Below are 11559 nucleotides of genomic sequence, written 5' to 3'. Positions count from 1 at the left end.
GGGATGGGGCTACAACAAGATAAGCTTCCCGTATTACGAATTTTGCCTTTTGGGTTGAAATTCTTGCTTGGGCTATCTGTTCTGTATATTTCACTATTTACTTGGGCTTGCCAAGATACCCAAGTGGCCGAAGGAAAAGCTCTAGCACAGCAGCATTGTGCTAGCTGTCATGCTTTACCAAGCCCAGATATGTTGCCCAACAACGTTTGGAAATACAGTACTTTGCCTTACATGGGAACGCTCATGGGGGTTCAGAAAGAAATAGATCAATTGCAGAAACCCTTATCGGATTATGCCATTTTAAAATCTCCCCAAGCACTTATTTCCGATGAAGATTGGGACAAGATTAAAGCTTATTATCTAGCTGAATCTCCCGCTAATTTCCCTGAAACAAAGGCCAAACCGATTGCTCCATTAGAAAATTTGTTTCGTGTAGAAGATTTGCCTGTAAAATTGGAAGGAGCAACATTCCCTAATTTCACGGCTATAAAAATGGATGCAGCAAGTCATCAGATCATTGCTGGAGATCAGTCGAATCGTGTTATTTGGTTATTGGATAAACAAGGGAAATCCATTCAGCAATGGAAAGATCAAAATGCATTAACCCATGTGGAAGGTAGTCATGGAAAATACCGGTTTACTTTCATAGGTACCACCACCCAAGCAAATCCCGAGGTGAATGGACTAAGTCAATCGGTGACATTTAACAACCAAAAAATGCAGGTCGATCAGCAGGAGTTAAAAAACCTAAATCGGCCATTGCAAGTGATTTCAGCTAATTTGGATGAAGATGCTGGAGAGGAATTGGTCTCTTGTGAATTTGGCTTTAAAATAGGAGGATTATCCATTTGGAAAAAAGGGAAATCAGGTAATTGGACGCAGCAAGTAGTGGAGGCTCAAACAGGGGCAACTCGGGTAATAGTAAAGGATTTTAACCAAGATGGAAAACAGGATATGTTGGCTTTGTTTGCACAAGGTGATGAGCGGATTATCCTGTATTTGAACCAAGGTAAACTCCAGTTTAGCTCTAAAATTCTATTGCGTTTTCCTCCCATTTATGGTACAAGCTCCTTTGATATAGCCGATTTGGATCAAGATGGAGATTGGGATATTGTCTGTACGGCAGGAGACAATGCCGATTTTTCGACCGTTTTGAAGCCCTATCATGGTATATATGTATTCAACAATGAAGGGAACTTCACGTTTAAACAGCGTGCATTTTTCCCGCAAAACGGTGCTACCAAAGTATTAGCAGCTGATTTTGATCTGGATGGGGATCAGGACTTGGTTTCCATTGCACTTTTTCCAGATGTCCAAAAACGCGGTTCTGAGGGATTTTTGTATTTGGAAAATACGGGTACTTCTTTTCAGACCAAGAGTTTACCGATTCAACATCTTGGCCGCTGGTCCGTTATGGATGTAGGGGATCTCGATGGTGATGGTGATGTGGATATCGCATTGGGAAGTCATGCCGTAGCTAAATTTCCTGAAGGCAGTTTTGATCCTGCTTGGAAGCAGGCGAATGGAATGTTGATTTTACGCAATCAGAAACGATGAAACAGGTTTTAATCGTATGCTGTTTCTTATTGTCCTTCGCAAGCTTAGGTCAAAAAAAAGGAAATTATATTTTCTCAGGTACCATCCAGGATATCGAAACGAAGACCCCTATCGAAGGGGCTTCGATCTTTTTTTCGGGTCTATCCATTGGGGCAAGAACGGATTCTTCTGGTTATTTTTCACTTTCACTTCCTGCTCGTTCTTACGGAGCTGTTTTTCGCAGCCTTGGGTATAAATTTAAAACAGCTAAAATTGACTTAAAAGAAAATGTACGGATATCGATTTATTTAGAGAAGTCGGAGCAAATTTTAGATGAAGTGGTTATCTCAGAGGAAAAGTCTGATGCCAACGTGAGCCGAACCATCATGGGGGTAGAAAAAATGGCGGGTAGCACGCTTAAAAAATTGCCCAATTTGATGGGTGAGGCAGATGTGATTCGAAGTATCATGTTACTTCCCGGTGTTTCAACCGTAGGTGAGGGAGCTTCTGGTTTTAATGTACGGGGTGGTAATGTGGACCAAAATTTGGTCTTGTTAGATGGTGTCCCCCTGTTTAATACATCCCATTTGTTCGGATTCTTTACGAGTTTCAATGCCGATATGGTACAAGATTTGAGTTTGTACAAAGGAGGAATTCCAAGTAATTATGGAGGTCGCGCTTCATCGGTGTTGGATGTACGCATGAAAGAAGGGAATTTTGAAAAGTGGCAAATCCAAGGTGGCCTTAGTCCCATATCCAGTCGACTGTTGGTTGATGGGCCTTTGAATAAAGGGAAAACATCTTTGATTTTGGGTGTAAGAGGTTCTTTATCGGATTTTTATTTGGGCTACTTCCCCAATCCAGCACTTCAAAAAAGTAAGGCCAATTTTTACGATATGAACGTCAAATTGACACACCGTATCGGTAAAAATCAGCGTATTTCATTATCGGCTTATACCAGTTTTGACGGTTTTAAATTTGCTGCAGATACCATGTATACTTGGCAAACCAAGACTATTAGCTTTCAACATTTTGCCTTATGGCGTAATTGGTCACATCATTTTAATGCCTTTGCAAGTGATTATTCTTATGGTATAGATGGATTGAAATCTGGTTATGAGTTTACTTGGCGACCATCAATAGTCCAAAAAACACTTCGAGAAGACCTAAGTTTAGATCTAAAACAATGGGGCCGAAGTGATTTTGGAGTAGAATTCACTACTTACCGGAATGATGCTGGGACATTTCAGCCAAGTACAGTCAATTCTGTGGTGAATACCTTTCCCATGCAAGCGGAATATTCACGTGAAATGGCTGTATATGTAGGACATAGCTTGCCAATTTATAAGCGGATGAGTCTGGATTTAGGTTTACGTTATGCCTATTATCAATTACAAGGACCCCAAGTATTTTATCGATATAAATCCGGTTTACCCCGCGCAATCAATACTATCACAGATACTTTACGATTTCAATCCGGCAATGTGATTCAGTCTTATGGGGGCTTTGAACCACGTTTGTCTTTGGCAGTAAAATTGGATACCAATACGTCCATTAAAATTGGTTATAACCGTATGCAGCAGTTTATGCATTTGTTGTCCAATACTATGGCGGTATCACCTGTGGATATTTGGAAGAATTCAAATCCTTATTTACCCCAACAAGTAGTGGATCAATATTCCATCGGTTTTTTTCGAAATTTTAGCAATGCAAAAAATGCTGTTTTTGAGGCATCTGCAGAATTTTATTATAAACGATTATCTCATGTAATTGATTACATGGATGGAGCAGCTATTTATTTGAACCCAACTGTTGAGACTGAATTATTAGTAGGAGAAGGACGTGCCTATGGTGCCGAGTTTTTCTTGAAAAAGGCAAGGGGAAAACGATTGACAGGTTGGGTTTCTTATACCTATGCGCGTTCATTCCGTTTGATTGAAGCCAATGCAAATCAAGTGGCCGCAAATTTCGGGAAAGAGTTTCCGGCCAACTTTGACATGCCACATAATTTTAAGTTTGTTTTGAATAATCGCTTATCCAAACGCATCTCATTTAATGCGAATTTTACGTATACTTCTGGTCGGCCGATTACTTATCCGAATGCCCGATATAAGGTATATGCTTTCAACGATTTATTTGATTATGGGTATGCCAACGGGATTTTTCCACGGCCAGGCTTGACAACCGCGGGAGGTTCCAATACTTATTTGACCGGTACAACGATACAGCCATTATTGGACGGATATTCAAGTCCCAGTTTCACCTTGCGTAATCAAGAACGTATACCTTATTACATGCGCTTGGATGTTGGATTCACCATCGAAGCAAAGGAAGGTAAACGCTGGCAGGGTAGTTGGAATTTTTCCATCTACAATCTTTTTGCTCGAGAAAACGCCTATTCCATCTTTTTTAGGTCATCAACCGGTTTGATTAATCAAGCGCGCACGTATCAATTATCCGTTTTGGGAGCAGCCATTCCGTCCTTGACCTATAATTTTAAATTCTGATGAAGAGATTGTTGATATTGGCTGTGTTATTGGGATTGTTCTCTTGTGAGACGGAAATAATGGATTTCAAGACAGAAAACCTAAGCAATGCACTTGTGGTGTATGGAGAGATGTCTAATTTGGCAGGACCTTATACCGTTCGATTAAATTATACTTCTGCCTACTCGCCATTTGACCCCACCGAATTCCAGGGGCAGCCGATTCCTGGTGCTGTGGTTCGAATTGTGGATGAAACGGGTGCTGTTACAGCTTTAATGGAAATTAAAAAAGGAATGTATCAATCTCCTGCTTCATTTCAAGGTCAGGTTGGGAAAAAATACCGTTTGGAAATTAGGACGGCTGACGGACTAGACATTGCATCGGATTGGCAGCAACTATCTATGCCCATTGGATTAAAGTCTTTTACTTCTAGCTATAAGAACGCAGAAAAGGTGGAGAATATGCATTTTAAATTGCAGGCCAGTTTACAAGATTCCCGTGGAAGTGAGGATTACTATTTTGTGAAGCGACAAGATTTTATGCAGTTTTTGACTACTTGCCCTGCCCCTCCACCTCCACCGGCTCCAGTACCTATTTGTTACAATAAGTGCTGGCAGGCAATCCAAAATACGCAGCCAATTTTAGCTGATGATTTCTATTTGGATGGAAGGGAAATTGATTTAGCTCTAGAATCTATACCTTATGATGATTTTACAGAATGGTATGTGCAATTGGAGGTCTATCATGTAGATAAAGCAACATATCAGTTTTGGAAACGCCAAGAAGATCAGCGTATCTTGGATGGTGGGATTTTTGATAAGGTACCTGCCCAAATCATTGGAAATTTGACTTGCTTGAACAAGCCTGATCGTCAAGTTTTAGGGTATTTTATGGTCGCAGGAAAATCGAAAGAACGCAAGTTGGTAGATAGGTATCAGGGGATTCCCGCTGAATCGTATCAAAAGCTAGTCAGTTATATTGAATTTAATAAATTGAGATATCAAAATACCCCTTTGTGGGATTGTCGTTTAGCTGCTTGGATTCCTTATAATGTGGGATTAAGCTTGCCTATTTACTAATTATCAATCTTTTTATCGTCATTTTTCCACTGATTTCAGCAATCCTTAGTGGTCAGCCGATTCTGCTCGATAAAACGCAAACTAGTATGCTTGCATAATATATTTTTTTTCTGCATTTTTGGATTCCTAATTTGTTTTATATGGCAAAAGAATACGATCGTCGGAATCTCGACTTTATTTTAAAAGAGGTAATGGACTACGGTTCATTATGTTCACATCCATATTTTGCGGATTATACGCCTGATATGTTCGACATGGTACTAGACTCTGCAGAATCCATTGCTGAGAAGTACCTACGTCCTCATTTTGTAGATACCGATAGACATCCTGCTGAATTGATTGATGGAACTGTACATGTTCATCCATCCACCGAGGCATATGTCAAAGAAATGGGAGAGTCAGGCATGATTGGGGCCACTTTTTCCTATGAGAAAGGAGGGCAACAATTGCCTAGTACGGTCGGAGGGGCTCACGAGTTTATCCGTGGTGCAGCGAGTAATTCCATTGTCATGTTTACGGGATTAACCAATGGTGCCGCTCACTTAATTGCTTCTTTTGGATCTGAAGCATTGAAGGCAGAATATGTGCCAAATATGTTGAATGGACGCTGGACAGGAACCATGTGTTTAACTGAACCACAAGCTGGTAGTTCTTTAAATGATGTGTCAACTCAAGCAAAGGATTTGGGTAACGGTACTTATTCCATTAAAGGTCAAAAGATTTTTATTTCAGGAGGAGATAATCAATTCTCAGAAAATATCATTCACTTGGTGTTAGCCCGTTTGGAAGGAGCTCCCAAAGGAACCAAAGGGATTTCGTTATTTGTAGTTCCAAAGCGCAGAAAAGAAAATGGGCAATGGGTTTCCAATGAAGTGACCTCCTTAGGACTTTACCATAAAATGGGTCAGAAAGGAACGCCAGCATTACACTTATCTTTTGGGGATAAAGGTGATTCCATTGGTTATTTGGTTGGTGAACCCCATAAAGGACTTTCCTACATGTTTCAAATGATGAATGAAGCACGTTTGGGAGTAGGAATGGGCGGTGCTTACATCGCATCTGCGGCTTATCATTTTTCGAAGCAATATGCTAACGAGCGTTCTCAGGGACGTAAATTGAGCAATAAAGATCCAGAAACACCTCCAACCTTGATTAAAAACCACCCGGATGTGCAGCGTATGTTGTATTTCCAGAAGGCCATTGTAGAGGGTACTATGGGATTGCTATTCCAAAGTTTTATGTGGGAAGATTATTCCAAATGTTTAACTGGAGAAGAAGCAGATAACTACCATACTTTATTGAATTTGATGACTCCGGTGGCTAAGACCTATCCTGCCGAAATGGGATTGCAAGCGGTCAATCAAGGAGTTCAAGTTTTAGGAGGTTATGGTTATACTGAAGACTTTCCCTTGGAGCAAATGGCCCGTGATGTACGGATTATGTCCATTTATGAAGGAACCACAGGTATTCACGGTTTAACCTTGTTAGGTAGAGAAATTCCAGCGAATCAAGGTAAGGCTTTAAAGTTATTGGTCAACTTGATTCAAAAGGATATTGAAGAAGCTAAAAATCAAACAGCCATTCAAGCTTATGCCGAAGAATTGGAGAAAGAAGTAGCCAAATTAGGTCAAGTAACGATGCATAAATTGAAAATTGCGGCGGAAGGGAAACCTGAATTATTCTTAGCTGATTCTACTTTATACATGGAATTGTTTGGTCTGATTGTGGTGGCTTGGCAATGGTTAAAACAAGGAACCGTTGCTAGTAAAGCTTTGGCAGGAAGTCCTTCTGCACTGGATAAAGAATTTTATCAGGATAAAATACATACCATGAAATTCTTCTACCACTATGAAGTGCCGAAGGCCTTGGGATTAAATAAACGATTAATGGATACGGAAAACTTAACCGTATTTGAATCATAAAAAGTATGAATTATATGAAAAGAATAGTAGCTTTCACTTGCCTTTTATTGACTTGTATCTTGTCTGCTAATGCACAGACGAAGTCGGCATATAGCGCATACGAGTTATTTCATCCCTTGTGGAACTATCAATCCAATTCGCCTTATCGCTCAGGATCTGGGATTCCAGGGCCTCAATATTGGCAGAACTCCGCTGATTATAAAATTCAAGTGAGTTTGGATGAGGAGGCTAGAAAAATCTCAGGTGATGTGGAGATTACTTATAAAAACAATTCTCCTGATAAATTGAATTTCTTGTGGTTACAACTGGATCAAAATTCTTTTAATACACAATCTAGGGGAGGAAAAACGACTCCCATCTCAGGTGGTCGATTTGGTAATGTTGGCTTTGACGGAGGTTATAAAATTGAAAGTGTATTAGTCGATGGAAAGGCAACGCCATTTATCGTAGAAGATACTCGTATGCAAATTCGACTGGCACAACCTTTGGCAGAAAAACTAGGACAAGCTAAAATCAAAATTGTTTATTCTTTTACTTCTCCACAAAATGCGTCGGACCGCATGGGTTTGCAAGAGACTAAAAATGGGATGATTTTTCAAGTGGCTCAATGGTTTCCTCGTATGTGTGTATACGATGATATCGAAGGTTGGAATGTACTTCCTTATTTAGGAGCTGGAGAATTTTATTTGGAATATGGCAACTTTGAATATGCTATCAATGTACCTGCTTCTCATTTAGTAGTGGGTTCGGGTGAACTGCTCAATCCATCGGAAGTATTTACTGCAGAGCAATTAAAACGTTGGAATACTGCAGCCAATTCTGAAACTACGGTTATTATTCGTAGTGAAGATGAAGTGAAAAATCCAGCATCTCGTCCTGCCAAAGACCGTTTAACATGGAAATTTAAATGCTTGAACGCTCGTGATGTGGCTTTTGCGACATCGAAATCGTTCATCATGGATGCAGCTAGAATCAATTTGCCCAGTGGAAAAAAATCCATGGCGATTTCGGTTTATCCAGAAGAATCCAATGGGAAAAATGCTTGGGGTAGATCTACAGAATATGTGAAAGCTTCCATAGAATATTATTCTAAATGGTTGTACGAGTACACGTACCCTACCGCGACTAACGTAGCGGGTATTGTGTCTGGAATGGAATATCCGGGAATTATTTTCTGTGGATTCCGTGATCAAACTGCAGCTTTATGGGGTGTAACAGACCATGAATTTGGTCACAACTGGTTCCCTATGATTGTAGGTACCAATGAACGTAAATTTCCTTGGATGGATGAAGGTTTCAATACTTTCATTAATTTTTATTCCACGGATGCGTTCAACGACGGGGAATACAAGAACCGAAAATTTGATATGCATCAAATCGCTAAACCCATGTTTAGAGAAAATGCGGATCCTATCATGTCGATACCCGATGTGGTTCAACCAAGAAATTTAGGATGGGAAGCCTATAACAAACCGGGTTTTGGTTTAAAGATTTTGCGTGAGCAAATCTTAGGAGCTGACCGTTTTGATTTTGCATTCAAGAATTACATTAAAAACTGGGCCTTCAAACACCCTACACCTTATGACTTTTTCCATGCTATGGAAGATGGTGCTGGAGAAGATTTAACTTGGTTCTGGAGACAATGGTTTTTTGAATTGTGGAAGTTAGATCAAACTGTTAGTGATGTGGTGTATGTGGATCAAAACCCAGCGAACGGCGCTATTGTAACAATCAAGAATTTAGATAAAATGATTATGCCGGGGATTGTTGAGGTAGAATTATCTGATGGAAAAAAAGAGCGTTACACGTTCCCTGTGGAGATCTGGCAGCGTGGAGGCAGTTGGGATTTTAAGACCAATACCACCTTACCCATTAAATCAGTTACTATAGATCCAGATCATGTATTTCCTGATTTGAATCCTCAAAATAATACTTGGAAACCTTATTCATACCGAGCACCCAAGGCCAATTAACAGGATTTTGACATTTTCAAATACTGTGTTCTTTTCATACCATTGATTTATGCTTTCATCAGCACAACTAACATGCTCCAGACATCGCAAGAAGTCTGGAGCTTATATTTTATTTTCGGTTTAGAATCCTTCCGATATCATTGGCTTTGGCTAATTCTTCCTTCAGCTTTTCATAACTTCCAGACAACATCAGTCCTTTGTATTTCAGCAGCGTATTGATATATTCATCCAATACATCCATCAAGTTTTCTTGATTTTGATGAAAAATTTGAATCCAAGTTTCTGGCGATGATTTCGCTAAACGTACCGTGGATTCAAATCCCGTTGAAGCTAATTCGAAAATGCGTTTTTCATCTTTTTCTTTTTCCAAAACAGTATTGGCTAAAGCAAAAGAACAGATATGAGAAATGTGGGAAATGTAGGCGGTGTGGACATCATGGCTGATGGAATCCATATAAATTAGATTCATGTGCAAACCATCTTGATATAAACTTTCTATCGTTTTTTCCGCATCGGGATCACTTAATTCCTGATCACAAATGACGCAACGTTTTCCTTCGAAGAGTCCGTCTATCGCAGCTTCTGGGCCAGAAAATTCAGTACCAGCCATGGGATGGGTAGAGACAAATTGCTTTCTTCTGGGATGGTTTTTTAGCGCTTCGTAAATGGGACTTTTGGTTGATCCCACTTCAATCACGATTTGCTTTTCATTGAATTGATCCAAAATTTTGGGTAGTTGTTCCACCAAATTATCTACTGGAGTAGCAATAATCAGCACATCAATCACCTGCAATGCTTCTTCCAAAGGTAGTAGTCGATCGATCAATCCCAATTCCAAAGCTCTTTTTTGGTTTGGACGATGGGTATCAATACCGATACATTCTTTGGCCCATCCGCTTTTACGTAAACCTAGCGCCATGGAACCTCCAATTAACCCTATACCCAAAATACCTACAACTTTATTAAATTCCATTTGACTGAGTTTTTATGCGGTTAATGGCGGTTTCAAAAAGTGAAATGGGAGCACATAAGGATATGCGTATGTAGTGATTGCCTTGACTACCAAATATGCCTCCGGGGGTAATAAAAACGGCGTTTTCAGTAAGAATTTTATCGGAAAGCTCATACCCATTGGCATATTCAGAAGGTATTTTAGCCCAAACAAACATGCCACTCTGTTGTGGGTCATAGCTACAATTCAACAAATCCATTAACTGAAATACGACCTTCTGACGAGCAGAATAAATCTCATTTTGTTGTTTAAACCACGAAGCATCTGCTTTTAATGCTTCTGTTGCGGCTTCTTGCAGAGGTAAAAACATACCCGAATCCATGTTGGATTTAAAAGTTAGGATGGGAGCTAAGAATTCTTGTTTTCCCATTACAGCACCAATTCTCCATCCAGCCATATTATGGGATTTAGAAAGAGAATTCAATTCCAAAGCCACTTCTTTCATCCCGGGAATACTTAACATACTAATAGGCTCATCATTTAAGATGAAACTGTAGGGATTGTCATTGACCAGTAAAATAGAATGGGTCAAGGCAAAATCACGTAGTTTTTCAAAAAAAGCTTTATCGGCCTTCGCACCAGTTGGCATATGCGGATAATTTACCCACATGATTTTCACTTGGGATAAATCACGCTTGGCTAATGCATCCAAATCAGGCAACCAGCCATTGGCTTCCGATAACTCATAACTTTGTACTTCAGCACCTGTTAAGGCACAAGCAGCCTGGTAAGTTGGGTAACCTGGATTGGGGATTAAGGTGATATCTCCTTTTTCCAAATAGGCCATTGCAATATGCATGATGCCTTCTTTGGAACCCATCAAAGGCAATATTTCCGAATTCGGGTTAAGGTCTACTTGGTATTGTTTTTGGTAAAATTGAGCAAAAGCTTCACGCAATGCCGGAATGCCTTGGTAACCTTGATAGGCATGGTTTTCTTTTTTCTGGGCACTAGTTATCAATGCCTGAATGGTGGCATCAGAAGGTGCTAGGTCCGGACTACCTATACCAAGATTTAGCACCGGAATACCCGAGGCTTTCAAGGCTGCAATCTGTTTTAGCTTGGTAGAAAAGTAGTATTCTTGTACGACTTGTAACCGAGAAGCTGGCGAAATGGTGAAGCTCATAAAACAAAAAAACCGACTTGGGGCCGGCTCATAATAAGTTTAAATTAAATCTATACCTACAATAGCCTATTGGCAGGATGTGAATCCTGCGTAATAATAAGCGCGATAATAAGTAGTTGAATGCATAATCATGTGCCAAAGGTATAAAAAAAATGTTTTTATGCAAACCAATGTATCCAAGATGGAAAAAAGCACCCTTCGAAATTGAGAACAAATCTTCTGGAAATAAAATTGGAATACTAGGACTGATTGTATAGTTTAGCATCGCCTAATGGCAATCTAACCACTAAAATTTATACCATGCGTTCTATTATTAGCCAAGAATTGGCGCCTCCTCCTGTATTTTTTTTGAAGTTTTCAACCAAAGCTTTTCCAAGCTTTCTTCACCATTCTTTTTGTTTGAGTGAGTTTCAAGCAAATGGCTT

The 11559-nt window shown here is 39.8% G+C and carries 7 protein-coding genes; 5 read left to right on the top strand and 2 right to left on the bottom strand.

The features are described 5' to 3' along the window. The first annotated feature begins 3 nt into the window (after positions 1-3). The 5 genes from G9H60_RS04070 (at position 4) to G9H60_RS04050 (ending at position 8996) form a co-directional block, all read left to right on the top strand. Positions 4-1557 carry an FG-GAP-like repeat-containing protein gene (locus tag G9H60_RS04070; protein ID WP_223142837.1) on the top strand — a complete coding sequence of 518 codons (1554 nt, stop codon included), beginning with the start codon at positions 4-6 and terminating at the stop codon, positions 1555-1557. After that, positions 1554-4043, top strand: a complete 2490-nt coding sequence (locus G9H60_RS04065) for a TonB-dependent receptor (RefSeq protein ID WP_223142836.1) — start codon at positions 1554-1556, stop codon at positions 4041-4043. Before G9H60_RS04070 ends, G9H60_RS04065 begins: the two co-directional genes overlap by 4 nt. After that, positions 4043-5101, top strand: a complete 1059-nt coding sequence (locus G9H60_RS04060) for a DUF4249 domain-containing protein (RefSeq protein WP_223142835.1) — start codon at positions 4043-4045, stop codon at positions 5099-5101. The genes G9H60_RS04065 and G9H60_RS04060 overlap by 1 nt, the downstream gene beginning before the upstream one ends. Positions 5102-5241: 140 nt before the next feature. After that, a complete protein-coding gene (locus G9H60_RS04055; RefSeq protein WP_223142834.1) occupies positions 5242-7023 on the top strand; it encodes an acyl-CoA dehydrogenase in 1782 nt (593 codons plus the stop codon). Between the two features lie 14 nt (positions 7024-7037). Next, positions 7038-8996 carry a M1 family metallopeptidase gene (locus tag G9H60_RS04050; protein ID WP_223142833.1) on the top strand — a complete coding sequence of 653 codons (1959 nt, stop codon included), beginning with the start codon at positions 7038-7040 and terminating at the stop codon, positions 8994-8996. Positions 8997-9105: 109 nt separating this feature from the next. Here the strand turns inward: G9H60_RS04050 and G9H60_RS04045 are convergent, their stop codons facing one another. Both G9H60_RS04045 and G9H60_RS04040 read right to left on the bottom strand, forming a co-directional pair. Then, positions 9106-9969, bottom strand: a complete 864-nt coding sequence (locus G9H60_RS04045; protein ID WP_223142832.1) for a prephenate dehydrogenase — start codon at positions 9967-9969, stop codon at positions 9106-9108. Continuing rightward, on the bottom strand, positions 9959-11134 hold the full coding sequence (locus G9H60_RS04040) for a pyridoxal phosphate-dependent aminotransferase (RefSeq protein WP_223142831.1): 1176 nt from the start codon (positions 11132-11134) through the stop codon (positions 9959-9961). Before G9H60_RS04040 ends, G9H60_RS04045 begins: the two co-directional genes overlap by 11 nt. Positions 11135-11559 lie beyond the last annotated feature (425 nt).

Source organism: Aquirufa aurantiipilula (assembly GCF_019923745.1).
In the GTDB taxonomy this organism is placed as follows: Bacteria; Bacteroidota; Bacteroidia; order Cytophagales; family Spirosomataceae; genus Aquirufa; species Aquirufa aurantiipilula.
This window is presented reverse-complemented; position numbering and strand designations above follow the sequence as displayed.